The following is a 24,906-nucleotide window of genomic DNA, read 5'->3' on the forward strand; positions in this document are numbered from 1 at the left end:
AATTAACTCTATAAAATAGATAGGAAAACTAGATTATGAAAAGTTTCAGAACAGAGATAGAAAACCCAGTCGTAGAAAAGGACATCATAGAATTGGAGAAAAAAATCCTAGAGTTCAAAGGTGGAAATGTAGATGAAGAAAAATTCCGAAGTCTTCGTTTGGCCCGTGGTGTTTACGGACAGCGTCAACCAGGGGTACAAATGGTTCGAATAAAGTTGCCTTATGGTAAAGTCACTTCCAATCAATTGCTTAGGATTTCTGATGTTTCTGATGAATATTCCCGTGGACGATTGCATATTACCACCCGTCAAGATATTCAGATTCACTACGTGGATTTGGAACGGACCCCCGAACTTTGGGCGCAATTGGAAAGGGATGAAGTAACCATTCGAGAAGCCTGTGGGAATACTGTTCGTAACGTTACGGCAAGTGAAACGGCAGGTATCGATGTAAACGAGCCCTTTGATGTTTCGCCTTATGCCCATGCCGTGTTCGAGTATTTCCTAAGAAACCCCATTGGGCAGGAAATGGGAAGAAAATTCAAAGTCTCCTTTTCTGCCAGTGATGAAGATACCGGATTGTCCTACATGCATGATCTTGGCTTTATTGCCAAAGAAAAGGATGGCGAAAGAGGCTTTAAAGTAATGTTGGCCGGTGGATTGGGATCGCAGCCACGCCTCGCCGATGAACTGTACAGCTTTTTGCCTACGGATAAAATTATTCCTTTGATGGAAAGCGTAATCCGTGTATTTGATAGATACGGAGAACGTAAGAGTAGGGCAAAAGCCCGTATGAAATTCTTGTTGAAGGATATTGGTCTAGATGGTTTTAAGAAATTGCTCGATGAAGAACAATTGGCCATCCCGCACAAAACCTATCCCATTAACTTTGAAGATTACCCCAAAGTAAACGTTGCTGAGGTCGAAGCTCCGGAAGTTACCATTGAGGACCAAGAAGCTTTCGAACAATGGAAATCCACCAACTTGGTGCCTCAAAAACAAGAAGGTTACGTGGCTATCGGTATCAAAGTGCTATTGGGTGATTTCTATACCGATAAGGCCCGTGAGTTGGCCAAACTGGTGCAGGACTATGCAGCTGGGGAGATTCGTTTGTCCCTCAGACAAAATATATTGATACCCTACGTAAAAGAGGAATTGGTCCCTTTCTTTTACCAAGAATTGAAGAAATCGGGTTTTGCCGAAGCAGGTTATAACAAGGCTTTGGATATCACAGCCTGCCCTGGAACCGATACCTGCAACTTGGGAATTGCCAGTAGTACGGGAATCGCCGATGAGCTGGAAAGAGTTATCAAAGCCGAATACCCACATTACATCAACAATCCAGATGTTGTCATAAAAATCAGTGGTTGTATGAACGCTTGCGGACAGCACAATATGGCCCATATCGGGTTTCAGGGAATGTCCGTGCGTACCAAGGATAAATTGGTGGCACCTGCCCTTCAGGTTTTGTTGGGAGGAGGAAATTATGGCGATGGCAATGCAAGATTTGCCGATAAAGTGGCCAAAATCCCAAGCAAGCGAGGGCCACAGGCCTTGCGTCTTATCTTGGATGATTTTGAAGCCAACGGAAACGGAGCGTCCTTCACCGATTACTACGAGGAAAAAGGACAGCATTATTTTTATGATTTCCTTAAACCTTTGACGGATGTGGACAATCTAACCCAAGAAGATTTTATTGATTGGGGCAACGAGGAAAAATATAAAAAAGAGATAGGAATCGGAGAATGTGCTGGGGTAATCGTAGACTTAGTGGCCACACTCTTCTTTGAGAGTCAAGAGAAAATAGAAAATGCCGAAGAGGCCATCAATGATGGAAAATGGGCAGCAAGTATCTATTACTCCTATCAATCCATTGTAAACTCTGCCAAAGCATTGTTGACAGCAGAGAAAGTTAAGGTCAATACCCATGCAAGTATCATTAGGGATTTTGATAAGCTGTATGTGGAAACAGGAAAAATTGGCTTTGAGGGCGGGTTTGATAAAATAGCCCTTCAATTAAACAAGAACAAACCATCCGAAGCTTTTGCAAAAAGCTATTTAGAAGATGCAAAAAACGTTTTGGAACTGTTGGAAGCATACAGAAAATTAGAGTTGGAACATGCGTAGTGGAAAGTTAACAGTAGTGGGCGCAGGTCCGGGAGATGTGGAATTGATCACCCTAAAAGGGATCAAGGCCCTGCAAAGTGCAGATGTGGTTCTGTACGATGCCTTGGTTGATTCCAGATTATTGGAGCACGCCCCACAAGCGGAGAAAATATTTGTGGGCAAGCGCAAGGGTTGCTATGCCTATCAACAAAAACAAATCAACGATTTGATTGTTGAACGAGCAATCCAAGGATTGCACGTAGTACGACTGAAAGGAGGAGACCCCTTTGTATTTGGTAGAGGGGCCGAAGAGATGGAACATGCATCAGCATTTGGGGTAGAAGTGGCCGTAGTGCCGGGAATTTCATCCTCGGTATCCGTACCGGCATCACAAAATATTCCCGTAACCAAAAGGGGGGCTGCCGAAAGTTTTTGGGTGATAACGGGAACTACCAAGGAACACAAGTTGTCCAGCGATGTATGCTTGGCCGCAAAATCCAGTGCAACGGTAATTATCCTTATGGGAATGTCCAAATTAGGGGAAATCATGCAGCTCTTTAAAGAAGAGGGGAAAAAGGAAACCCCAGTGGCCATCATTCAAAATGGTACCACGGAAAACGAAAAAATCGGTATTGGCACTGTTGCTTCTATTGAGCACAAGGCAAAGGAGCAGCAGCTGTCCAATCCCGCCATTATTGTTATAGGCGAGGTGGTCAACCATCGTCAAAAAATATTGGATATTCAAAATGAATATCAATATCAGGGAAAAAAATTGCTAGAGAAAATATAAAAATTGTCAGGTCGAAGTATGTCACCCTGAGCGCAGTCGAAGGGGACTTCAAGACCATTTTAATAGTAGAATTATGATCAAAACAGATATCATTATAATCGGAGCGGGACCAACAGGGTTGTTTACTGTATTTGAAGCGGGATTGCTCAAACTAAAATGTCATTTAATTGATGCATTGGCACAACCAGGAGGACAATGTTCGGAAATCTATCCGAAGAAACCCATTTATGATATTCCGGCCTACCCAGAGATTTTAGCAGGTACTTTGGTGGATAACCTTATGGAACAAATCAAACCGTTTGAACCTGGTTTTACTTTGGGAGAACGTGCAGAAACTTTGGATAAGCAAGAAGACGGTTCCTATATCGTTACCACAAACAAAGGAACAAAGCATCATGCCCCGATTGTTGTAATTGCGGGCGGACTTGGTTCTTTTGAGCCGCGAAAACCAATGATTCCAAATATTGGATTGTTTGAAAGCAAGGGAGTTGAGTATATGGTCAAAGATCCGGAGCAGTTCCGAGATAAAAAAGTAGTGATTTCCGGTGGAGGCGATTCAGCATTGGATTGGGCCATCTTTTTGGCCGATGTGGCTTCCGAAGTTTCCTTGGTACACCGTAGAAACGAATTCCGTGGTGCGCTCGATTCTGTAGAAAAAGCACGGGAACTGGCCAAATTGGGCAAAATTCAATTGTTCACCAAGGCCGAGGTAAAGGAAATCCATGGTAAGGATGACCTGCATGCCGTAGTGATCAAGTACAACGATGAAGAAAAGGAGTCAACCTATGTGGAAACCGATTTCTTTATCCCATTGTTCGGATTGTCCCCAAAATTGGGGCCATTGGGCAACTGGGGCTTGGAAATAGAGAAAAACGCCATCAAAGTGAACAATGCGAAGGATTATCAGACCAATCTTCCAGGGGTATTTGCCATTGGAGATGTCAACACCTATCCAGGGAAGCTCAAGTTGATCCTATCCGGATTCCACGAAGCGGCCGTAATGTGTCAATTTGCCTATCAAATCATCAATCCAGATAAGCGATTTGTAATGAAATATACCACCGTTGGCGGTGTACAAGGATTTGACGGTTCCAAAAAAGAGGCCAAAAAAGAAGTAGTGCAGAGTATCAATTAATTATTTGTTTTAGAAGAGAGGACGCCTCCCAGAAGCAATTTTGGGGGGTGTCTTTGTTTTTAAAGTATATTTGAATTTTACAAGGAAATGGACAGTCTTTTTACATTGCGCGATTTCTATGGTAAACTAAGTTTGCCCACTCCCGAGAACATAGGGAAAGATATCGGCCATTTCAATGTTTTTAATATTGCCGAGTACCGTACAAGGTTGAGCAAAGGTGAAATGCGGTACGATAGGCGTTCCTATTTCAAGATTAGCCTTATCAATGGAAAAAACCGTGCGGAGTATGCCGACAAGGTGATTCATGTTGAGGACAAGGCCCTTTTGTTTGCCTCGCCCTGGATTCCCTATAATTATGTGCCCCAAGATGAAGACCAATCAGGGTATTTCTGCGTTTTTACCGAAAACTTTTTATCTAAAGATAAAAGCGGAATCATTTTGGAAAAACTGCCCCTGTTTCAACCAGGAGGGTATCCCATACTCAACATCTCGGAGGAAAATTATACGGAACTGGAAAACCTCTTTAAAAAAATAGATAGGGAGCTTTCTTCCGACTACCCATTCAAATTTGATTTGATACGGGCCTATGTGATTGAATTGCTGCACATGGGACAAAAACTACATCCGGTCCAACCCTTGGAAAACGGAAAAAATGCCGCCATCCGTATCACCGATATGTTTGTGGAGCTATTGGAACGACAATTCCCGATAAACACACCAGCGCAAAGATTGTTGTTGAAAACCGCCAATGACTTTGCCGAGCGCTTGGCCGTACATGCCAACCACCTCAATAAAGTACTCAAAGAGACTACCGGCAGCACAACAACTGCGATAATCCATGCAAGAATATTTGAGGAAGCCAAAATACTGCTCAACAACACAGATTGGAACATTTCCGAAATCGCGTTCAGTTTGGGTTTTGAGGAAGTGGCCCATTTTTCCAATTTCTTTAAAAAACATGCGCAGCTATCCCCTTTAAAATTTAGGTCCACCGTCAAAGTTTGATTTTTACAAAAAACAGATTGATGCTTGCAACCCTACTGGGGCATGCACGGCTAATTTTGTTTTAAAATCAAATTGAATATACGCTATGTGTAATAATGGAGCCAACGTCACCCTGAACTTGTTTCAGGGTCACATAAAGATGCTCCTATTCAGTAGGATGAGATGCTGAAACAAGTTCAGCATGACACCAAGAACAACATTACGATATTAAACGGATAATCAGAAAATCAAAAATCAAATAAAATGAGCAAAGAGAAAATTGCATTGGTAACCGGTGGTAGCCGTGGACTGGGTGAGGATATGGCCATCAATTTGGCAAAGAAAGGATTGCATGTTTTGTTGACCTACCACAGTAACAAGGATGAGGCGGACAAAACGGTGAACGAAGTTGAAAAAATCGGTCAAAAAGCCTACGCGCTTCAACTGGATGTTGCCGATAACCAAAGTTTTGATGCCTTTGCGGATGAGGTCAAAAAAGTGATTGATTCCCATTTCGGGGCATCAAAGATTGATTTCTTGATCAACAATGCCGGGATAGGGATCAATGCCCTGATTAGTGAAACCACCGAAGAACAATTCGACACTCTTGTGGACATTCATTTCAAGGGAGCCTTTTTCTTGACCCAAAAACTGTTGCCCATCCTTGCTGATGGTGGAGGCATTGTCAATATTTCCAGCGGATTGGCACGGTTCTCCTTTCCCGGTTATTCGGTTTATGGATCCATGAAAGCGGCCATCGAGGCATTGACCCGATATCAAGCAAAAGAATTGGGAGTACGTCAAATAAGGTCAAATGTGGTTGCCCCTGGGGCCGTTGAAACAGATTTTGGTGGCGGAACCAATAAAAATGATGAAGCCAAAAGGACCGCTATATCCAATTTTACAGCCTTGGGCCGTGTTGGAATTCCTAGTGACATAGGCGGTGTGGTAGCTTTCTTGTGTACGGATGACGCAAAATGGATCAATGCGCAACGCATTGAGGTCTCGGGCGGAATGATGGTCTAAAAAACATCACATAAATTTGATAAAAACGGGTTGAGCGATCAATCCGTTTTTTTATTGTTGGTTTTCTAAAAATTCAGGGGCATTTTTTGCTTTTCACTGGGGAGTACCGTTTCTTTGCAGTTCAGTTCATTTATAAGTTGAAAGTGTTATCAAGAAAGGTGGAGGGATTGGACCCGTTGAAGCCTTAGCAACCCTCGACTTCGAGAAGGTGCTACATTCTACCCTTATCCTGAACGATTCTCGGGAAAGTACGGAGCAACATCCTGCCATTGGGGAAGGATAACGAAAAAATACATTATCAAAGTATTTACCGCACTTTTCTTGATACCATTACAGCCTTTTTTAAAGGAAGAATGTATTATGGAAAAAATTGAAGATATATTGCAGAAACGGATTTTGGTGTTGGATGGGGCCATGGGCACCATGTTGCAACGCTATAAATTCGAAGAGGAAGATTTTAGGGGAGAACGGTTCAAGGATTGGCCCAGTGATTTGCAGGGAAACAACGATTTGTTGTCCTTGACCCGTCCTGAGGCCGTCAAAGATATCCATCGAATGTTTTTGGAAGCAGGTGCGGACATTATTGAAACCAATACATTTTCGGGTACAACCATAGCCATGGCCGATTATGGAATGGAAGAATTGGTGTATGAACTGAATTATGAATCAGCAAAGATTGCAAAGCAAGTAGCAGAGGAATTCACCAAAAAAGACCCGGATAAACCCCGATTTGTGGCAGGGAGCATAGGTCCGACCAACAAAACGGCCAGTATGTCGCCAGATGTTAACGACCCGGGCTATCGTGCCGTTTCTTTTGATGAACTGCGAATAGCGTATAAACAACAAGTAGAGGCCCTGCTGGATGGAGGTTCAGATGTTTTATTGGTAGAAACTATTTTTGATACCCTAAATGCAAAGGCAGCCCTTTTTGCGATTGAAGAGGTAAAGGACGAACGCAATATTGAGATTCCCGTTATGGTTAGTGGTACTATCACTGATGCATCGGGAAGAACTTTGTCCGGACAAACGGCCGAGGCCTTTTTGATTTCTGTTTCCCATATTCCCATTTTGTCCATCGGATTCAATTGTGCCTTGGGGGCCAAACAATTGGTGCCCCATTTGGAGGTGATTTCGGCAAAATCGGAATTTGCCACATCGGCCCACCCCAATGCGGGACTGCCCAACGCCTTTGGAGAGTATGATGAAACACCCGAACAAATGGCTGCTCAAATTAAGGAGTATGTAGAAAAAGGTCTAGTAAACATTGTTGGCGGTTGCTGCGGGACTACCCCAGAACATATAAAAGCTATTGCCGACGTGGTAAAAGATTATAAACCGAGAAAACTTTTGACTCCAGCATAGTTTAAACTTATGGTAAAAGAGAACGAACAAAGATATCTGAAACTTAGTGGACTCGAACCTTTGGTCGTAACCCCGGAAAGCAATTTTATTAATGTAGGGGAACGTACCAATGTGGCAGGTTCCAAAAGGTTCTTGAGACTCATTAAAGAAGAAAAATTTGATGAGGCCCTAGATGTCGCGCGAGATCAAGTGGACGGTGGTGCCCAGATTATTGATGTGAACATGGATGATGGCTTGATAGATGGTAAAAAAGCCATGGTCAGATTCTTGAATCTTATTGTATCAGAGCCTGATATTGCCCGAGTACCCATCATGATAGATAGTTCCAAATGGGAAATTATCGAAGCTGGACTGCAAGTGGTGCAGGGTAAATGTGTGGTGAATTCCATCAGTCTCAAAGAAGGAGAAGAAGAATTTATCCGACATGCCAAATTGATCAAACGATATGGTGCGGCAGTTATTGTTATGGCCTTTGATGAAGTTGGCCAAGCCGATAATTTGGAACGTAGGATTGAAATTGCCAAACGATCTTATGATGTGCTGGTCAACAAGGTAAAATTCCCTCCAGAGGACATTATTTTCGACCTGAATATTTTTCCGGTCGCCACAGGAATGGAGGAACACAGGCGCAACGCTATCGATTTTATAGAAGCAACTCGGTGGGTAAAGGCAAACCTTCCTTATTGCAGTGTCAGTGGGGGAGTGAGCAACGTTTCGTTCTCGTTCAGGGGAAACAATCCTGTACGGGAGGCCATAAATTCAGCCTTTTTGTTCCATGCCATTAAAGCTGGGATGAACATTGGGATTGTAAACCCTACCATGTTGGAGGTCTATGATGATATACCCAAAGACTTGCTCGAACATGTGGAAGATGTACTGTTGGATAGGCGAGACGATGCCACCGAACGCCTATTGGAATTTGCAGAAACCGTTGTGGGAACCGCAAAGGAAAGCAAAGTAGACCTTTCGTGGAGAGAAGAACCGCTACAAGACCGCATTACCCGTGCCCTGGTCAAGGGGATAGACCAATATATTATTGAAGATGTGGAAGAGGCACGTCAAAAGGCAGCCAAACCCTTGCACGTGATTGAAGGGAACTTGATGACGGGCATGAATGTGGTTGGGGACCTGTTCGGAAGCGGAAAAATGTTTCTGCCACAAGTAGTGAAATCCGCAAGGGTGATGAAAAAGGCCGTTGCCTACCTTACCCCGTTTATTGAAGCCGCGAAGGATGAAAAGTCAAAACCGGCCGGAAAGATATTAATGGCGACGGTGAAGGGAGATGTGCACGATATTGGAAAGAATATCGTAAGTGTCGTATTGGCATGTAACAACTATGCCATTGTGGATATGGGAGTGATGGTGCCGCCCGAAAAAATCATCAATAAGGCCAAGGAAGAACAAGTGGACATAATCGGGTTGAGCGGATTGATCACACCTTCTTTGGACGAAATGGTGTTTTTGGCCAAGGAGATGGAGCGCCAGAACTTTGATGTGCCTCTTTTGATCGGGGGAGCAACAACCAGCAAGGCCCACACTGCGGTAAAAATCGACCCGCAATACAGTCAGGCTGTGGTGCACGTCAACGATGCCTCAAGAGCAGTGACGGTGGTAGGTGATTTGCTTCAGGATGAGACTTCCGGTAACTATAAAAAGGCCATCAAGCTGGATTACGAGAGTTTTCGGGACAAATTTTTGAGTAGGACCAGACAGAAGGAATATTTGACCGTGGAGCAGGCAAGGAAGAACAAGCTTCAAATCGAGTGGGATCCATCAGACATAAAAAAACCAAACCAATTGGGGATTGAGGTCTGGGAAGATTTCGATTTAAACAAATTGGAAGAATTTATCGATTGGTCCCCGTTCTTCCGGAGTTGGGACTTGCACGGTAAATATCCCGATATTTTGACCGATGAGGTCGTTGGTGAGCAGGCCAAAGAACTCTTTAAAGATGCCAAAGAGCTTTTGAACCAAGTGTTGGATGAAAAGCTATTGAAGGCCAAGGCCATTTTCGGGTTGTTTCCTGCCAATCAAATTGATGAAGATGACATTGAAGTGCGTTTATCACCTCGAGCGAAGTCGAGAGGTGGTAATCAAAAAGAGGTTTCTTCAGATTTCTCGACTGCGCTCGAAATGACAGATGAAGCAGAAACCTTCATTTTTAGAACTCTTCGTCAACAATTGAAAAAACGTGAAGGAGTTCCCAATATCGCATTGGCTGATTTTATTGCCCCCAAGGATTCCGGAATTCAAGATTACATGGGTTGTTTCTGTGTAAGCACTGGATTTGGAACCCAAGAGTTGGCCGCAGAGTTTGAAAAAAATCACGATGATTACAATTCCATCATGATCAAAGCTTTGGCGGATAGATTTGCAGAAGCTTTTGCGGAATATCTTCATAAAGAAGTTCGGACTAAATATTGGGGCTATGCAGTGGATGAAAATTTGGGCAATACGGAGCTGATCAAAGAAAAATATCGTGGTATCCGACCAGCACCCGGTTACCCTGCCTGTCCCGACCATTTGGAGAAGCTCACTATATGGGAGATGATGGACGTGGAAGAAAAAATAGGGGTAAAACTGACCGATAGTCTGGCCATGTGGCCCGCTGCAAGTGTGAGCGGCTACTATTTTGGACATCCACAGGCCAAATATTTTGGATTGGGAAAAATAAAGCAAGACCAAGTTCAGGATTTTGCGGAGAGAAAAAATATGAAACTGGAGGTGGCCCAAAAATGGCTGGCTCCCAATATTGTTGATCAATAACCAATGAAAATTACCGACTATATAAAAAGGGCGAACGGGGAAACCCTTTTCAGTTTTGAGATTGTGCCACCCATAAAAGGAAAAAGCATTCAAGAGCTCTACAAAAATATTGACCCTTTGATGGAGTTCAAGCCCCCTTTTATTGATGTGACCACCTCTAGGGAAGAATACATTTATAAGGAGAAGGATGGTCTGTTGGATAAAAAACTGACCCGTACACGTCCGGGAACTTTGGGCATCTGTGCCTCATTAAAGCATAAGTACAATGTGGATACCGTTCCCCATGTACTTTGTGGTGGTTTCACGAAGGAAGAAACGGAATACCTTTTAGTGGATTGCCAGTATTTGGAGATAGAAAATGTAATGGCGTTGCGAGGCGATGCCCGAAAAGAGGAAAAATATTTTACCCCAACAGAAGGTGGACACCAGTATGCCACGGAATTGGTAAAGCAAATTCAGGATATTAACGAGGGTAATTATTTGCACGATACCATCGAATCAACTGATTTGAGCAGTTTTTGCATTGGTGTGGCGGGTTACCCCGAAAAGCACATGGAAGCCCCATCCTTACAATCCGATTTAAAACGTTTAAAGCAAAAAGTGGATCTAGGAGCCGATTATGTGGTAACCCAGATGTTTTTTGACAACCAAAAATTCTTTGATTTTGTTAAGGCTGCCCGTGAAATGGGCATCGATGTTCCGATTATACCAGGAATAAAACCCATTGCCGTTAAAAGACACCTTCAGCTATTGCCACAAGTATTCAGTATAGACTTGCCACAAGATCTGATTGATGCTGTCGAAGCTTGCAATAACAATAAAGAAGTGCGTCAGGTTGGAGTGGAATGGGCCATTCAGCAATCCAAAGAATTGAGGGAAGCTGGGGTTCCTGTACTGCATTACTACTCCATGGGAAAATCAGATAATGTAAAGGCTATCGCCAAGGAGATTTTTTAAAGTTCTCATTTTGAGGGAGCAGAGCAGCCGAAGAATCTTGGGATAGATAAAAAGATTCTTCACCACCTGCCCATCCGGTAGGCGGGCGCTCAGAATAACAAGCTTGATTTTTGCTTTATTTTCCATTCGATGAGCAAAGGTGTTTTTTTATTTTGCTACTTTAGCGCCCCATGAGGTGCCTACTTAGCCTATTAGTATTTTTGACTTCATTTTTTGGGTTGTGCCAAACGGATGATGCTCCAAAGGATTTTGTATTGGATGCGAACCAATTCTATGGTTCCATTCTTCTGCACAATCCGGATATTTCACATTTGATCACCAATCATCCAGGAGGGGTAATTTTGGGTGTCAGCAGAAAAACATACGGGCACAAAGAATGGGAGACCGATTTTGGGTATCCGGATACAGGTTACACATTTGTCTATCAAAACACCAATAATTCAACTCTCGGGGAACATTTTGGGGTGTACGGGCACTATAATTTCTATTTCTTTAAAAGAAACGTTCAGTTACGGGTGGCACAAGGGTTGGCATACACTAACAACCCTTATGACAAGGATAAAAATTTTAGGAACAATGCCTACGGCAGCCATATTTTGAGCAGTACTTTATTAATGCTGAATTATCATAAGGAAAATATTTTTGCAGGATTGGGGGTCAATGCTGGACTTTCATTCATTCATTATTCCAATGCAAATTTTAAGGCACCCAATACATCGACCAATACATTCGCCATAAATTTTGGATTGACTTATAATCTTGACGAGGAAACCAATTATGAATACCTAGTACCGGAACCTAAAGGGATAATAACAGAGCCTATACGTTATAACTTGGTACTCCGCGGCGGAGCCAACGAAAGTGATGTAATCAATATGGGACGTTATGGCTTTGCCACTATATCTGCTTATGCCGATAAACGTTTGGGCAAGCGAAATGCTATTCAATTGGGAACGGATGTTTTCTTTTCTAACTTTATAAAGGAGTTGATCAGGTATCAGTCTATTGCATTCCCAGAGTTGGACGTGGATGCGGATACCGATTATAAAAGAGTGGGACTTTTTCTTGGTCATGAACTCTTCGTAAACAAAATGAGTGTTGTGGCCCAGTTGGGATACTATGTATATTACCCTTTTGATTTTGAGGGAAGGATGTACAACCGAATTGGGATGAAAAGATATTTTGGAGATAAGATTTTTGGTGCCATCACATTAAAATCACATGGGGCTAAAGCAGAGGCCATAGAATTTGGAATAGGAATCAGGTTATGAAAATGTGGAAATACAAAATTCAAAGTGCAAAGTGTCACCTAGAGGGGACTTTAGGGGTGTTTTTGATGCTTGTTCCTTTTTTGTTTGCCTCTTGCAACGGCGATAATGTGCCGGACTGTTTTCAAAATGCAGGCGATTTGGCACGCCATACAGTAGATGTTCCTGAATTTAGTACCATTACTGTTTTTGAAAACCTAAATATGGTATTGAAACAGGGCGAGGAACAAAAGGTAGAGATTGAAACCGGGGAATATCTTATAAATGATGTTTCTGCCGTTGTAGAGGATAATCGCCTTGTCCTTAGAAACGAGAATGGTTGCAATTACGTCCGGGATTATGGATTGACCACCGTTTATGTTACATCGCCAAACATCACAGAAATTCGCAGTAGCACAGGGCTGTTGATTTCCAGCGAAGGCGTGTTGAGTTATCCAAGCCTAAATTTGGTTGCTGAAAGCTATTCGAATACTGAAAGCGAAACAACGGATGGCTCTTTTGATTTGAACCTTAATTCCACTACGGTAAAAATTGTGGTGAATGGGGTAGCTTACCTTAAGCTTAGGGGAAATACTGAAAATTTTAATGTTATCGTGGCCGCAAGTGATTCCAGAATTGAGGCAGAGGACTTAATCGCTGATAGGATTGGTATTAGTCACAGGGGTTCCAATGATGTCTATGTTAACCCTCAGCTACGGATAGACGGTGTTATTCGAGGGACAGGCGATGTGATAAGCGTTAATCGTCCACCAGAAGTGGAAGTGGAGGAACTTTACAATGGGAAGTTGATTTTCCAAGATTGATGAAGCTTTAAACAGTGACGTTGATCTTCAGTAATTTAAATATTACTCGTTAATTTCGAAACTCAAACCAAATTTTTGGGACATCTTTTCACGCATATCAAAAATCTGTTTTCAACATTTCCAAAAGTCAAACCATTGGAAGGATTGCACGGGCCGGAAAAAGCCAACGTCCTTTTCCATAACCTTGTAGCAGAGCAAAAAGTGCCAGGTTTGGCCGTTATCATTCTGGATAATGGTGAGAAAGTACTTCAAAAAGGGTATGGATTTGCCGATTTGGAAAACAGGGATAAGGTCGACCCTAAACGTACGGTTTTCCGCATTGCGAGCATTTCTAAATGCATCACGGGATTGGCTTTGGGCAAAATGGTGGAGGATGGGATTGTGGACTTGAATGAATCTTTTTACAACTATGTGCCTTACTACCCCAGAAAGAAATATGATTTCACGCTTCGGCAATTGGCAGGCCATACTGCGGGAATTCGCGGATATCGAGGAAAAGAATTTGCCTTGAATCAGGATTACTCCATCAAAGATGGAATAAAAGTCTTTAAAAATGACCCCTTGTTTTTTAAACCTGGAACTAGCTATCTCTACAATAGTTTCGATTATGTGTTGCTGTCCTTGGCCATGCAAGAAGCGAGCGGAGTACCGTTCCAAGATTATGTAAAAGAACATATTTTGATTCCCTTGGAATTAAAAAACACCTTTTCCCCAAAGGATTTTAATGTTAGTTCGAGTCTTTCGACTACGCTCAAGATAAACTCACAAGTCGAGAACAAAACCCAATTCTACACCAAACGAGCGTTGTGTTTTACCAAAGCCGTAGAGGTGAACAATACCTATAAATTGGCAGGAGGTGGATACTTATCAACCTGTGAAGATGTTGCCAAATTAGGTCAGTCCGTTTTGGAGCGCAAGTTGCTCAAAAAGGAAACTTATGATCAGTTGTTTACATCTCAAATTGTGGATGGCAAATCAACTTACTACGGTCTAGGGTTTCAAGTGAGTCAAGATAACAATGGCAGAAAATTTGTAGGGCACGTTGGAAGTAGCGTTGGGGCTTATACCAACCTTTTTATTTATCCCGAACAGGAAAAAGTGATTGCTATTCTCATTAATTGCACTGACCCAAAAGTCCAAAAAGAATTGGACCTAGCCATTGATGCCATTTTTGATGGTACGGTCTAAACCTTACTTGCCAACTCCTCCTCAATTTCCAGAGCATACTTTTTGCATAAGTCAAAAGTATCGGTAATGTCCTTCATGGTGGTTCTTGGGTTGATCAAACACATGCGTAGCACAATCTGTCCGTTTAAAATGGTGGTGACGAGTAACGCTTTGCGTGATTCCACTACTTTTTCAGAAATGTACTGGTTGATTTTGTCCAATTCCTTCTCCGAGTATTTTTTATTGATGGGATTGTACCTAAAATTGATGACGGCCAAGGTTGCAGGGAAAACCACTTCCCAACTTTTACTGCCCCTCAGCATGCTTTCAACTTCTTCGGCCAAATCAATATTATAGGTAATGGCATCACGAAACTCCTTTAAACCAAAGGTTTTTAGGGACATATAAAATTTAAGGGCCCTGAACCTACGGGTCAATTGGATGCCATGGTCATAAAAGTTGATTTCAGAAGTATTGCCTTCAATATCTCTTAAATATTCAGGTTTTTCGGTGAAGGTATGGCTAAGGTTTTTGTGGTTTCGCACCAAAAGACAACCCATTTCATAAGGCTGAAAAAACCATTTGTGGGGATCCACTGTCAAGGAATCGGCTTTTTCGATTCCTTTCATAGCGTGTTTGCCTTTTTGTGATAAAATGGCGGCTCCGCCGTAGGCACCATCAATATGGAACCAGATGTCCTCTTTTTTGCTAATTTTCCCCAATTCCACCAATGGGTCAACCGTTCCCGTGTTGGTAGTTCCAGCAGTGGCCATCAAACAGAAGGGATAAAGGCCTTCCAATCTGTCTTTGGCAATGCAGTTCTTCAGTTTGTTTACGGAGAACTTGAGTTCGTTGTCGGTAGGAATAATTCTAATTTGTTCTTTTTTGAAGCCCAACACCCGAATCGCCTTAATGTTGGAAGAGTGCGCTTGATCGGAAAGATAGATAACCGCTTTGGAGAAATCATCACCACATTTTATTCTTCGAGCGGTAACAACTGCGGTAAGGTTGGCCATAGAACCACCGCTAGTAAAAATACCGCCTCCCTTTTTCTTTGGAAACCCAAAAATTTTCAATAACCATTGAATGGTAACAATTTCCAGTTCAGCTGCGGAAGGACTGGCGGCCCATCCTCCAGAGAATATGTTGTAACCCGTTGCAAGTGTATCGGCCATTACGCTTACATAATTACTTGGACCGGGAACAAAAGAAAAAGACCTTGGGTGCGCCATGTTGGTGCTGTTGGTCATTACCTTATCCAAAACAAAATGGAGTACTTGTGATGGGTCGGAACCTTGTTCGGGAGCTTCTTCGAGGAACAAAGAATCCATTTCTTCACGTGAGCCCAGAGCTACGGGCAATTTTTGATCTTGTGTAGCGTGGTGTTCCACAATGGCATCCACAATCTGATAGCCATAGCTTTTCATTTCTTCTTTGGAAAGTTCCAATCTGGCGTTGTTCTTCTTCATGTGTCCTGTTTCAACTGAACCGCAAAAGTACCATATTTTCAACAGTTTTTCGTCAATTTCAGACCTTAGTCAAATCAAGCAGAATAGGAAAAGGTTAAGAAGTAAGTTCGGTAAACAAGCTCTCCAAATTTTTGTTCTTCCTGCTGAGTTGGAGCGTCTTTAATTTATTGTCGTGGGCAAAATCGAACACTACGGGTCGCATATCTTTTGAAGTGGTGAAGGTAATTTCATAAACAAAACCACCGGTATTCTTTACCTTGGAAACATTTGGCATTTGCTGTAGCAATTGTTCTTCCACGCGATAGTCAAATTCTACTTCAATGATCTGTTCCTCTTCTTCGCGAAGTTCCTCCAATTTTTTATCGGCCACCAGTTCTCCTTTGTTTATGATGATCACTCGGTCGCATACTGCTTCTACCTCCTTCATAATGTGGGTAGACAGCAATATGGTTTTTTGTTTACCGATTTCTCGGATCAGTTTTCGGATTTCGATCAATTGGTTGGGGTCGAGTCCCGTGGTGGGTTCATCCAAGATCAAAACTTCGGGGTCGTGCAGCAACGCAGCGGCTAGGCCTACACGTTGACGGTATCCTTTGGATAGCTGCCCAATTTTTTTGTGGGCCTCTGGGGTCAATCCTGTTTGCTCTATCACCTCGTTGATTTTGGATTTGTCCACCTTATAGACATCTGCGTTAAAGGCCAAGTACTCTTTTACATACATTTCCAAGTACAACGGGTTGTGCTCTGGCAGATACCCAATACTTTTTTGAACGTCCTTTGCTGCACTTAAAACATCGAACCCATTAACGGCAGCCTCACCATTGTCCGCTTTATAATATGTGGTCAAAATTCGCATCATGGTGGATTTGCCGGCACCGTTTGGGCCTAAAAAACCTACAACTTCTCCTTTGTTGATGGTGAAGGAAACATTGTTCAATGCTTTTTGGGAACCAAAGGTTTTAGTAATGTTCTGTACGGTGATGGACATTAAAATGGGTTTATGATACCCAAAAATACACTTTTAGATGTTTTAATCCTTGGGTTTCAAATTTGAGATATAGAACTCGTCTTGAGTTCCCAATATTTGCTGCAAATTTTTCTTTTGCACCCATATTTCTTCTTTTTCTCGCCCCGTAGCTCTGCTATGCAGCTCAAAAAGCTTTCATCTGGGCACAAAATCTTAAATTTTCGCTTGAATTTGACAACTCAAGACGAGTCCATAGCGATTTAAGACTTGGCGCAATAATCGTAGAAATAGGAATTCTTAAAAAAGCATGGTTTCTGTAAAATAATGTGCAGTGAAAATGCGCTTTTTAAAAAAAATCAAAAAAAATTTGGGAATGTCTGTGTGTTTCGGATTGAATACCTAAATTAGCCGACAATTAACAAAGAGATGACAAACACGTATTTCTGGAACCGTTTTTATTTTTACTTCTTTTTTCAAAGAGGCACGGGACTATTGTAGATACGTTTAAAGTATAACCAATTTATAAAGTCCCGATACAATCGGGGCTTTTTTTTTGCAATGGAATTAATAAAAGTTGCCATACAAGGAATAAAGGGGTCCAACCACCATCAGGTTGCCAAAGATTTTTTTGGAGATGATATTGATTTGCTAGAATGCAACTCTTTTGATGCGGTTGTGGATAATTTAATGATCGGTACTGCCGACAAAGGCATTATGGCCATTGAAAACTCCATAGCAGGTTCCATTATCCCCAATTATAATCTAGTATATCACAATAGTATCCATGTTATTGGTGAGCACTACCTAAACATCCACCATAATTTAATGGTGATGAAGGGAAAATCTTTTGATGATATCCAAGAAGTACATTCGCACCCCATGGCGCTGTTGCAGTGCAAAGAGTTTTTTAAGGCACATCCCCAGATTAAACTGGTGGAAAGTATGGATACAGCGGAGACGGCTAAAAGAATCAAAGATGAAAACTTGGAACACATCGCGGCAATAGCCCCTAAAATGGCCGCTGATTTGTACGATTTAGAAATAATTGCGGACAACATACAGACCATCGTGAACAATTCCACGCGGTTCATTATTCTTAAAAAGCAAAACAAAGTACTTCCAGAAGAGGAAATCAACAAGGCGTCGTTGCGATTCATAACCGACCACAAAAGGGGCAGTTTGGCAACCGTGTTGAACGTGATGAGCGATTGCAACATGAACCTTACCAAAATCCAGTCCTTGCCCGTAATCGAGACCCCATGGAAGTATGCCTTTTTTGTGGATGTAACTTTTGATAAATATGAGCACTTTGCCAAGACCAAATCTTTGATGCAGATCATGGCCGAAGATTTCAAGGTGTTGGGTGAATATAAAAATGCATTGTTGTAATGGTAACAGCAGATAGGCTAAATAGCGTACAGGAATACTACTTCTCCAAAAAATTAAGGGAAGTAAGGGGGTTGATTGACCAGGGCAAACCCATCATCAATATGGGAATCGGTAGTCCGGATTTGGCACCGTCACCACAGGTATTGGAAACCCTTCGGGATTCCATCATCGAGGCAGGGGCGCATCAATACCAAAGCTATCAAGGATTACCGCAGTTAAGGGAGGCCATTGCTGATTTCTATCAGCAAATGTTTGGTGTGTCGGTGGATCCTAGCACAGAAATTTTGCCTTTGATGGGCTCCAAAGAAGGAATCATGCACATTAGTATGGCCTTTTTAAATGAAGGAGATGAAGTGCTGTTGCCCAATCCAGGCTATCCTACCTATGCATCGGTCACCAATTTGGTGGGTGGAAAAGCGGTCAACTATGATTTGAAAGCAGAAAATGGCTGGTTCCCGGATTTGGAGGAGCTCTCCAAAAAGGATTTGTCCAAAGTGAAGCTCATGTGGATCAGTTATCCGCACATGCCAACGGGAGCTGCTGCGACTATAGAGCAACTGGAAGCATTGGTCAATTTTGCAAAAGCCAACGGGATTCTTTTGGTGAACGACAACCCCTACAGCTTTGTATTGTCCAGAAATCCAACCAGTATTTTATCCATAGCAGGGGCAAAAGATTGCACCTTGGAGCTGAACAGTTTGAGCAAGACATTTAATATGGCCGGATGGCGTGTGGGGATGGTTCTTGGAAGTTCGGAACATATCAATGCTGTGTTGAAAGTGAAGAGCAATATGGACTCCGGTATGTTCTATGGCATCCAAAAAGGGGCAATTGCAGCTTTACAAAGTGGCCCAGAATGGTTTGAAGCATTGGACAAAGTTTACACCAAAAGGAGAGAACTTATGTTCCAGTTGGTGGAAAAGTTGGGATGCACTTATGATAAAAATGCCGTTGGTATGTTTGTTTGGTGCAAGTTGCCCAATGGTGCTTTGCCATCAGAAGAATTTATAGACAAAGTATTGTACGATAAAGATATTTTTATTGCCCCAGGAACCATATTTGGGAGCAATGGTGAAGGCTACATTCGTTTTTCGCTTTGTGTAAAAGAAGAAAAGATCAAAGAAGCCATTGAAAGATTTTAGATTATGAAAATAGTAATCATAGGAGTTGGGTTGATTGGGGGTTCTTTTGCCAAAGATGTGAAAAAGCTTCACCCCGAAGCGGAAATTATTGGTGTGGATAAAAGCGATGTTCATCTGAATGAAGCCCTGGAACTTCAAATTATAGATAGAAAAGGGGATTACACTGATCTGGAAACAGCCGATATGGTCTACGTGGGGATTCCGGTAAATGTTTTGGTCACCGAATTGCCCAAAATACTGGATGCATCCGGAGATGAAACCGTGGTGATGGATGCAGGATCCACAAAACGGCTGATATGTGAACAGGTGAGCGATCACCCCAAACGAAGAAATTTTATGGCTTGCCACCCTATTGCAGGTACCGAATTTTCAGGTCCAGCAGCGGCATTTGAAGGATTGTACACAGGCAAGACCATGATTATTTGTGAAGTGGAAAAAACAGCCTTCAAGCTTCAGGAAAAAGCGTTGGCCATTTTTCAGGACATTGGCATGCGGATTCGATACATGAACCCCGAAGCACATGACAAACATATCGCCTACGTATCCCATTTATCACACATTAGCTCTTTTATGTTGGGAAAGACGGTTATTGAGAAAGAAAAAAATGAGCGTGATATTTTTGACATGGCGGGGAGTGGTTTTGAGAGCACCGTTCGCTTGGCAAAAAGTTCGCCCGATATGTGGACGCCGATTTTTGAACAGAATAAAGACAATGTTGTGGAAACGCTGGAAGAGTACATTCAGAACCTGACCACGTTCAAACAACTGATATTGGACAACGATTTTGAAAATGTCCACCTAGAAATGAGTAATACCAATAAAATAAAACAAATACTAAAAGGAATACCACTTACAAAAAAATAGAGCGTATTATGGAAAACAAAAAGGAAATGAGGAAATGGTTGGATGACATGAATTTGGGTCATCCCTTGGTAGTTGCAGGTCCGTGCAGTGCAGAAACCGAAGAACAAGTGCTAAAAATAGCCCATGAGCTTAAGGATACCGATGTGAGCTACTACCGTGCTGGAATCTGGAAACCAAGAACTCGTCCGGGAAATTTTGAAGGAGTTGGGGCCATTGGATTAAAGTGGTTGCAAAAAGTAAAGGAGGAAACCGGCCTTAAAACCGCTACGGAAGTTGCCAATAGGGCACACGTTGACCTTGCCTTGGAGCACGATGTGGATTTGTTGTGGATTGGAGCCCGTTCTACGGTCAGCCCTTTTATCGTTCAAGAAATTGCCGATGCCTTGGAAGGAACCGATAAAATTGTTTTGGTAAAAAACCCTGTAAATCCAGATTTATCCCTTTGGTTGGGTGCCGTGGAGCGTTTGCACTCCGCCAATATTGAAAAATTGGGAGTGATCCACAGAGGATTCTCAACCTACGAAAAAACCAAATACCGTAATATTCCAGAGTGGCAATTGGCCATTGAGTTGCAGACCAGATTTCCAGATTTGCCCATCATTAACGATCCAAGCCACATCACAGGAAAGCGTGATATGATCTTTGATGTATCGCAAACTGCATTGGACTTGAACTTTGATGGTTTAATGATCGAAACACACTATGATCCCGACAATGCATGGAGTGATGCTGCACAACAGGTAACCCCAAAAAAATTGGTTCAGATCATGAAAGATTTACGTATCAGAAAAGAAACCGACGAGGAAGCGGAATACAAGAACAGTTTGAGCAACCTAAGAGCTCAAATTGATGTATTGGACAACCAATTGATCGATCTTTTGGGGAAAAGAATGAAGGTTTCCGACGGAATCGGTGAGTTGAAAAAACAAAAGAACGTAGCGGTACTCCAAAGTAACCGATGGAACGCCATTTTGGGCAATATGATCTTGGAAGGTGAACAAAGAGGATTGAGCGAGGAATTTATTTTGAAGATGTTCAAGGCAATTCATCAGGAATCCATAAACCACCAAGAGAAAATTATCAACGCTTAGCTTGATTTTTAATCAGGATTATTGAAGAACTATTTGTGGCTTTGGCTAAATTCCAGGGTTGCAAATAGTTTTTTTGTTTCAAACTGTAACAATTCCACAAAAGCATCATCTTTCAAGAGTAAAAACACGCTATCATGAAAAAAATGTACACACTAAGCCTTCTTTTGCTTCCCTTGGTCATGTTTTCGCAACGAATTATTGACAAGGAAGTTGGTGAATTCAACAAGATCAAGATTTTTGATTTGATCGAGGTCAATTTGATTCAATCCGATGAAAACAAAATCATGATCAAAGGCTGGAACGTCGATGATATTAAATGGACCAACAAAAACGGAGTTTTAAAGCTTCGTATGCAATTGGACAAAAAGTTTCAGGGTGAGGACACCCTGATTGAAGTCTACTATACCAATTTGGATGTAATCGATGGTAACGAAGGGGCCCAGATTACGTGCAACGAGATGGTAAAGAAAAGCAAAATTGAGCTCCGAGCGCAAGAAGGAGCTGCGATCCGTATAGGAATGGATGTGGATTATGCCGACATAAGGGCGGTGACGGGAGGTATTGTCCAAGCCTCTGGCTTGGCAAAAAACCAAACGATTGTTATCAATACTGGCGGTATTTTTGAAGGAAGAGCGTTAAGGACTACCACAACGGACGTTAAAATTTCAGCAGGAGGTGAGGCAGATGTATTTGCATCAGAACTTGTGGATATCAACGTAAAGGCGGGTGGCGATGTGTATGTTTACGGGAATCCGCAAACAGTCCGCAAAAAAACCTTTGTTGGCGGAAGGGTCTACATTAAGGATTAATGAAAATTTGAATCAATAAGAAAAGCCCTCCAAATTTTTTTGGAGGGCTTTTTATATCAATCGTTCTTCGTGTAAGCCAGTCTTCTAGAAGCTTTTCGCATTAATACATTGACCAGGTCCTCTGGACTGCTTCCAAGGCTTCCCCTTACTTTTTTATTGTAATTCCAAAGAAGGATACCATCCTCTGCATTATGAATACTCATGTTTACAATGGCGGAGTTTGTGGAACCCCAAAAACCTATTAATAGGCCTAAGGCAACCGAAGCTCCTTCGGACATAGGTTTGTTTGTTTCAAAATCACCTGAAATAACTGCGTCTACCTCTAGTATTTTGGCAAGCTCCATCGGTGTGTGTTCAAGAATGTTATCATAATCAATACCCAGTTTCAACAACTTTGCATTGGTTGTTCTCGGGTCTTGTACTCTGATCCGCTGCATTTTTCCTCTTTTTTTTCTTTTCAAAAACCAAGAGTACATTGCAGTTTGAATACTTTCACCTTCCGACCTTTCAAGCTTTGCCATTTGTTCCTCGTCCATATCCTTCATTTGTTTTGGTCGGAGTTTTACTTGGGTTTTAAAGGGGACCATTGCAATAATCTGATGATTTTCCGCTATTGCATCAAAATCAGGGTTTTCATATAAACTGGTTTGGGATAAAACGGAAAACGGAAGTAATAAAAACAAAATTTTTTTCATGAATTTTTATAAGTTGGTTAGTATTTATTGCGCAAACATAAGGTTTTCCAATAAGAAAATGTAAAGCCTTTCTTCTGGGACAAAGAAAAAAATAAAGTGAAAAGAAAAGCCTTTTGACAAACCAAAGTGTTTCGTATTGGGTGCTGTCTGCTAGGAAAATCTATTTTTTAAAGATGTAGCGGGTAATAAAAATACCTTGTCCGTCTCCTTTTCCACCTTCACTTTCAACACCGCTTACTACAAAGGCAAGCTCCCATCCATTGGAAACCATATCGTTGATCATGGAAGTGATAAGGGCATCATTGGCCGCAATGTTCTGAAAACGGATACCACCTATATTGTAGAAGTTCAATAGCTTGGTTTCCTCAAAATTCTTGACACGGATTTCGTTTCTTTTGGATTTGTTTCGAGTATTGTCATCCTCGGTTTGGATACTGGTAAACTCTTTGTAATCCTTATCTTCCAAGGCGTTTATGATTCTAGACCGTCCCAAACCGTTGGGTACTATGGATTCAACGCTGGTAACTACGTGGTACTGTTGTGCGTTCATGGTAAAAGTTGCTGCAAATAGCACCACTGCAGCCAAAATGATTTTTTTCATAATTAAAATGTTAATGATTGTTAAAACTCTTAATAAAGATATACGACGAAAAAGCAGGAATATTGTTTCTTTGTAATCAAAATGTGAACAAATAGTGGACGGAACTGTTTATAAATCAACGGGTAGCTGGTATACCGTAAAATCCTCGGAAGGGGCGTTTTACGAATGTCGTATTAAGGGAAAGTTCCGAACGCAGGGAATTAAAAGTACCAACCCCGTAGCTGTTGGAGACCATGTGGAGTTTGAGTTGGAAAAAATTGGAGATGAGACACTTGGTGTAATTTATAAGATAGGCGAACGTAAAAATTATATTGTTCGCAAGTCGGTAAAACTTTCAAAACAGACCCATATTATTGCCTCCAACCTTGATCAGGTTTTTCTGTTGATTACCCTTAACAACCCACCCACTTTCACTAGTTTTATCGATAGATTTTTGGTTACTGCAGAAGCTTACGATATTCCCGTAGTTCTTCTTTTTAACAAGATGGATGTGTACGGTCCAGAGGAGAAGGGTGAGGTTGCTTATCTAATTGACCTTTACACCAAAATTGGCTACCCTTGCATACAAATTGAAGCAAAAACAGCTAAGAATGTGGATAAGGTAAAGGAACTGATGGTGGGCAAGACCAGTATGTTTGCTGGTCACTCTGGTGTGGGAAAGTCCACTTTGGTCAACGCACTGGAACCCGGGATGCAATTAAAGACTGCCGAAATTTCCGAGCAGCATTTGCAGGGACAGCACACCACAACTTTTGCAGAGATGTACGATTTGTCTTTTGATGCCCGTATTATTGATACTCCTGGGATAAAGGGATTTGGCATTGTAGATATGGAAAAGCATGAAATCGGCAATTATTTTCCGGAGTTTTTTGCCTTAAAATCAGAATGTAAGTTTAACAATTGTCTTCATTTGGACGAACCTAAATGTGCAATAAAAGAAGCTTTGGAAAATGATGAGATTTCCGCAAGCCGTTATCGAAGCTATGTTCAAATGCTAATGGGGGATGAGGATAATCCATATAGGGAAAGATAATGAGAGCAGTATTGCAACGAGTTTCTAAAGCGAGTGTAACAGTTGATGGAAAGGTAGTTTCATCTATTCAAAAAGGACTTTTAGTGTTATTGGGCATTGAGGATGCCGATGGTCAAGAGGATATTGATTGGCTGACCAATAAAATTGTGAACCTCCGTATTTTCAATGATGAAAACAATATTATGAACCATTCTGTTACAGATGTTGATGGAGGTATTATCGTAGTAAGTCAATTTACGTTGCACGCCCAAACTAAAAAAGGGAACCGCCCGTCTTACATAAAGGCTGCCCAACCAGATGTAGCTATACCCATGTACGAGAAATTTGTTCAAGTTTTGGAACAGAAACTGGGTAAAAAAGTGGGTACGGGAATTTTTGGCGCCGACATGAAAGTTGAACTCCTTAATGATGGTCCTGTGACCATTACAATAGATACAAAAACCAAGGAATAATTACTTTTTGTCGAAAAAAATATCTTTCTTG

Annotated in this window: 22 protein-coding genes and 1 riboswitch; of the genes, 18 read left to right on the plus strand and 4 right to left on the minus strand. The window is 41.8% G+C overall.

The features are described 5' to 3' along the window. Window positions 1-35: 35 nt before the first annotated feature. The 11 genes from MURRU_RS09670 to MURRU_RS09720 all read left to right on the plus strand — a co-directional run bounded on the left by MURRU_RS09670 (window position 36) and on the right by MURRU_RS09720 (window position 14,384). Entirely contained in the window at window positions 36-2,126 is a 2,091-nt protein-coding gene (locus tag MURRU_RS09670; RefSeq protein WP_014033281.1) for a HEPN domain-containing protein, read from the plus strand. Then, window positions 2,119-2,895 carry a uroporphyrinogen-III C-methyltransferase gene (gene cobA / locus MURRU_RS09675; RefSeq protein ID WP_014033282.1) on the plus strand — a complete coding sequence of 259 codons (777 nt, stop codon included), beginning with the start codon at window positions 2,119-2,121 and terminating at the stop codon, window positions 2,893-2,895. Before MURRU_RS09670 ends, cobA begins: the two co-directional genes overlap by 8 nt. A 73-nt stretch (window positions 2,896-2,968) precedes the next feature. Beyond that, the gene (locus tag MURRU_RS09680; protein ID WP_014033283.1) at window positions 2,969-4,030 is read left to right on the plus strand and encodes an NAD(P)/FAD-dependent oxidoreductase; all 1,062 of its coding nucleotides are present in this window, start codon (window positions 2,969-2,971) and stop codon (window positions 4,028-4,030) included. A gap of 87 nt (window positions 4,031-4,117) precedes the next feature. Next, the gene (locus MURRU_RS09685) at window positions 4,118-5,035 is read left to right on the plus strand and encodes a helix-turn-helix domain-containing protein (protein WP_014033284.1); all 918 of its coding nucleotides are present in this window, start codon (window positions 4,118-4,120) and stop codon (window positions 5,033-5,035) included. A 243-nt stretch (window positions 5,036-5,278) separates the two neighbouring features. Then, on the plus strand, window positions 5,279-6,040 hold the full coding sequence (locus MURRU_RS09690) for an SDR family NAD(P)-dependent oxidoreductase (RefSeq protein ID WP_014033285.1): 762 nt from the start codon (window positions 5,279-5,281) through the stop codon (window positions 6,038-6,040). A 143-nt stretch (window positions 6,041-6,183) separates the two neighbouring features. Continuing rightward, window positions 6,184-6,292, plus strand: a riboswitch (SAM riboswitch). Window positions 6,293-6,400: 108 nt separating this feature from the next. Next, window positions 6,401-7,402 (plus strand): homocysteine S-methyltransferase family protein, encoded by a 1,002-nt coding sequence (locus MURRU_RS09695; protein WP_014033286.1) that lies wholly within the window; start codon window positions 6,401-6,403, stop codon window positions 7,400-7,402. 9 nt (window positions 7,403-7,411) lie between these two features. Then, window positions 7,412-10,168 (plus strand): methionine synthase, encoded by a 2,757-nt coding sequence (metH, locus tag MURRU_RS09700; protein WP_014033287.1) that lies wholly within the window; start codon window positions 7,412-7,414, stop codon window positions 10,166-10,168. Between the two features lie 3 nt (window positions 10,169-10,171). After that, a complete protein-coding gene (metF, locus tag MURRU_RS09705; RefSeq protein WP_014033288.1) occupies window positions 10,172-11,125 on the plus strand; it encodes a methylenetetrahydrofolate reductase [NAD(P)H] in 954 nt (317 codons plus the stop codon). A gap of 170 nt (window positions 11,126-11,295) precedes the next feature. Beyond that, entirely contained in the window at window positions 11,296-12,396 is a 1,101-nt protein-coding gene (locus MURRU_RS09710) for an acyloxyacyl hydrolase (protein ID WP_014033289.1), read from the plus strand. A 137-nt stretch (window positions 12,397-12,533) separates the two neighbouring features. Beyond that, complete coding sequence (locus MURRU_RS09715) at window positions 12,534-13,196, plus strand: head GIN domain-containing protein (protein WP_245545030.1); 663 nt, start codon at window positions 12,534-12,536, stop codon at window positions 13,194-13,196. Window positions 13,197-13,271: 75 nt separating this feature from the next. Then, a complete protein-coding gene (locus tag MURRU_RS09720; RefSeq protein ID WP_014033291.1) occupies window positions 13,272-14,384 on the plus strand; it encodes a serine hydrolase domain-containing protein in 1,113 nt (370 codons plus the stop codon). Here the strand turns inward: MURRU_RS09720 and MURRU_RS09725 are convergent. Both MURRU_RS09725 and gldA read right to left on the minus strand, forming a co-directional pair. Continuing rightward, window positions 14,381-15,832, minus strand: a complete 1,452-nt coding sequence (locus MURRU_RS09725; protein WP_014033292.1) for a pyridoxal phosphate-dependent decarboxylase family protein — start codon at window positions 15,830-15,832, stop codon at window positions 14,381-14,383. The two genes, MURRU_RS09720 and MURRU_RS09725, sit on opposite strands and share 4 nt — an antisense overlap. A 94-nt stretch (window positions 15,833-15,926) precedes the next feature. After that, a complete protein-coding gene (gldA, locus tag MURRU_RS09730) occupies window positions 15,927-16,820 on the minus strand; it encodes a gliding motility-associated ABC transporter ATP-binding subunit GldA (RefSeq protein WP_014033293.1) in 894 nt (297 codons plus the stop codon). A gap of 537 nt (window positions 16,821-17,357) precedes the next feature. On the opposite strand from gldA, the gene MURRU_RS09735 reads away from it, so the two are divergent. The 5 genes from MURRU_RS09735 (at window position 17,358) to MURRU_RS09755 (ending at window position 22,094) form a co-directional block, all read left to right on the plus strand. After that, window positions 17,358-18,188 (plus strand): prephenate dehydratase, encoded by an 831-nt coding sequence (locus MURRU_RS09735; RefSeq protein WP_014033294.1) that lies wholly within the window; start codon window positions 17,358-17,360, stop codon window positions 18,186-18,188. Next, complete coding sequence (locus MURRU_RS09740; protein WP_014033295.1) at window positions 18,188-19,330, plus strand: pyridoxal phosphate-dependent aminotransferase; 1,143 nt, start codon at window positions 18,188-18,190, stop codon at window positions 19,328-19,330. Before MURRU_RS09735 ends, MURRU_RS09740 begins: the two co-directional genes overlap by 1 nt. Window positions 19,331-19,333: 3 nt before the next feature. After that, complete coding sequence (locus MURRU_RS09745) at window positions 19,334-20,194, plus strand: prephenate dehydrogenase (RefSeq protein WP_014033296.1); 861 nt, start codon at window positions 19,334-19,336, stop codon at window positions 20,192-20,194. Between the two features lie 8 nt (window positions 20,195-20,202). Next, on the plus strand, window positions 20,203-21,285 hold the full coding sequence (locus tag MURRU_RS09750; RefSeq protein WP_014033297.1) for a bifunctional 3-deoxy-7-phosphoheptulonate synthase/chorismate mutase type II: 1,083 nt from the start codon (window positions 20,203-20,205) through the stop codon (window positions 21,283-21,285). A gap of 134 nt (window positions 21,286-21,419) precedes the next feature. After that, the gene (locus MURRU_RS09755; RefSeq protein ID WP_014033298.1) at window positions 21,420-22,094 is read left to right on the plus strand and encodes a head GIN domain-containing protein; all 675 of its coding nucleotides are present in this window, start codon (window positions 21,420-21,422) and stop codon (window positions 22,092-22,094) included. 56 nt (window positions 22,095-22,150) lie between these two features. Here MURRU_RS09755 and MURRU_RS09760 read toward each other — a convergent pair whose 3' ends face one another. Together MURRU_RS09760 and MURRU_RS09765 are read right to left on the minus strand one after the other, a co-directional pair. Beyond that, window positions 22,151-22,789 carry a DUF2756 domain-containing protein gene (locus MURRU_RS09760; protein WP_014033299.1) on the minus strand — a complete coding sequence of 213 codons (639 nt, stop codon included), beginning with the start codon at window positions 22,787-22,789 and terminating at the stop codon, window positions 22,151-22,153. 160 nt (window positions 22,790-22,949) lie between these two features. Next, window positions 22,950-23,390, minus strand: coding sequence for a hypothetical protein (locus MURRU_RS09765; RefSeq protein WP_014033300.1), 441 nt, complete (start codon window positions 23,388-23,390; stop codon window positions 22,950-22,952). A gap of 94 nt (window positions 23,391-23,484) precedes the next feature. On the opposite strand from MURRU_RS09765, the gene rsgA reads away from it, so the two are divergent. Both rsgA and dtd read left to right on the plus strand, forming a co-directional pair. Then, window positions 23,485-24,423, plus strand: coding sequence for a ribosome small subunit-dependent GTPase A (gene rsgA / locus MURRU_RS09770; RefSeq protein ID WP_014033301.1), 939 nt, complete (start codon window positions 23,485-23,487; stop codon window positions 24,421-24,423). Further along, complete coding sequence (gene dtd / locus MURRU_RS09775) at window positions 24,423-24,875, plus strand: D-aminoacyl-tRNA deacylase (protein WP_014033302.1); 453 nt, start codon at window positions 24,423-24,425, stop codon at window positions 24,873-24,875. The genes rsgA and dtd overlap by 1 nt, the downstream gene beginning before the upstream one ends. Window positions 24,876-24,906: the final 31 nt, after the last annotated feature.

This window comes from Allomuricauda ruestringensis DSM 13258 (assembly GCF_000224085.1).
GTDB lineage: Bacteria > Bacteroidota > Bacteroidia > Flavobacteriales > Flavobacteriaceae > Flagellimonas > Flagellimonas ruestringensis.

What these genes read in the sequence shown, in the direction of transcription:
- MURRU_RS09750 (WP_014033297.1), top strand. Translation starts at nt 20,203, where the DNA reads ATGGAAAACAAAAAGGAAATGAGGAAATGGTTGGATGACATGAATTTG.
- cobA (WP_014033282.1), top strand. Translation starts at nt 2,119, where the DNA reads ATGCGTAGTGGAAAGTTAACAGTAGTGGGCGCAGGTCCGGGAGATGTG.
- MURRU_RS09760 (WP_014033299.1), bottom strand. Translation starts at nt 22,789, where the DNA reads ATGAAAAAAATTTTGTTTTTATTACTTCCGTTTTCCGTTTTATCCCAA.
- MURRU_RS09680 (WP_014033283.1), top strand. Translation starts at nt 2,969, where the DNA reads ATGATCAAAACAGATATCATTATAATCGGAGCGGGACCAACAGGGTTG.
- dtd (WP_014033302.1), top strand. Translation starts at nt 24,423, where the DNA reads ATGAGAGCAGTATTGCAACGAGTTTCTAAAGCGAGTGTAACAGTTGAT.
- MURRU_RS09755 (WP_014033298.1), top strand. Translation starts at nt 21,420, where the DNA reads ATGAAAAAAATGTACACACTAAGCCTTCTTTTGCTTCCCTTGGTCATG.
- MURRU_RS09670 (WP_014033281.1), top strand. Translation starts at nt 36, where the DNA reads ATGAAAAGTTTCAGAACAGAGATAGAAAACCCAGTCGTAGAAAAGGAC.
- MURRU_RS09725 (WP_014033292.1), bottom strand. Translation starts at nt 15,832, where the DNA reads ATGAAGAAGAACAACGCCAGATTGGAACTTTCCAAAGAAGAAATGAAA.
- MURRU_RS09685 (WP_014033284.1), top strand. Translation starts at nt 4,118, where the DNA reads ATGGACAGTCTTTTTACATTGCGCGATTTCTATGGTAAACTAAGTTTG.
- metF (WP_014033288.1), top strand. Translation starts at nt 10,172, where the DNA reads ATGAAAATTACCGACTATATAAAAAGGGCGAACGGGGAAACCCTTTTC.
- MURRU_RS09740 (WP_014033295.1), top strand. Translation starts at nt 18,188, where the DNA reads ATGGTAACAGCAGATAGGCTAAATAGCGTACAGGAATACTACTTCTCC.
- gldA (WP_014033293.1), bottom strand. Translation starts at nt 16,820, where the DNA reads ATGTCCATCACCGTACAGAACATTACTAAAACCTTTGGTTCCCAAAAA.
- MURRU_RS09690 (WP_014033285.1), top strand. Translation starts at nt 5,279, where the DNA reads ATGAGCAAAGAGAAAATTGCATTGGTAACCGGTGGTAGCCGTGGACTG.
- MURRU_RS09765 (WP_014033300.1), bottom strand. Translation starts at nt 23,390, where the DNA reads ATGAAAAAAATCATTTTGGCTGCAGTGGTGCTATTTGCAGCAACTTTT.
- MURRU_RS09710 (WP_014033289.1), top strand. Translation starts at nt 11,296, where the DNA reads ATGAGGTGCCTACTTAGCCTATTAGTATTTTTGACTTCATTTTTTGGG.
- metH (WP_014033287.1), top strand. Translation starts at nt 7,412, where the DNA reads ATGGTAAAAGAGAACGAACAAAGATATCTGAAACTTAGTGGACTCGAA.
- MURRU_RS09745 (WP_014033296.1), top strand. Translation starts at nt 19,334, where the DNA reads ATGAAAATAGTAATCATAGGAGTTGGGTTGATTGGGGGTTCTTTTGCC.
- MURRU_RS09695 (WP_014033286.1), top strand. Translation starts at nt 6,401, where the DNA reads ATGGAAAAAATTGAAGATATATTGCAGAAACGGATTTTGGTGTTGGAT.
- MURRU_RS09735 (WP_014033294.1), top strand. Translation starts at nt 17,358, where the DNA reads ATGGAATTAATAAAAGTTGCCATACAAGGAATAAAGGGGTCCAACCAC.